The sequence below is a fragment of the Liquorilactobacillus vini DSM 20605 genome (assembly GCF_000255495.1).
Taxonomy (GTDB): Bacteria; Bacillota; Bacilli; order Lactobacillales; family Lactobacillaceae; genus Liquorilactobacillus; species Liquorilactobacillus vini.
On record NZ_AHYZ01000208.1, the window covers coordinates 1 to 317 of the forward strand.

General features: G+C 39.1%; 1 pseudogene. It reads right to left on the reverse strand.

Annotated elements, in window-relative coordinates:
- Positions 1 to 26: 26 nt before the first annotated feature.
- Positions 27 to 317: pseudogene (locus tag ON15_RS11860) on the reverse strand (IS5/IS1182 family transposase); the annotation flags it as partial.

The following is a 317-nucleotide window of genomic DNA, read 5'->3' on the forward strand; positions in this document are numbered from 1 at the left end:
GTGGCTACTGAATTAGGCCTTTGAATTTAATCTATTTGGTTTGTTTGATAACTGATTTTTAAATAAATATCGTTAGTTTTGATGGTAAGCAAAAGTTTCCAAGAAAAAAAGCGTAAAACTGTTTCAATATTGGCCACCATAATCCCCAAATCAATTGAAACGGCAACAGTGGAGGCTGTTTTTGCGCGCACTAATCCTAGTCCGCATTTGTGCTTGATAAAGGAGAAGTATCGCTCAATTTTTCCACGACGATTTTCAGCGTCCCGGGCAGCTGCATTAGCTGCTCGCTGTTCCTCTTGAGTAATATATTTGGGCTT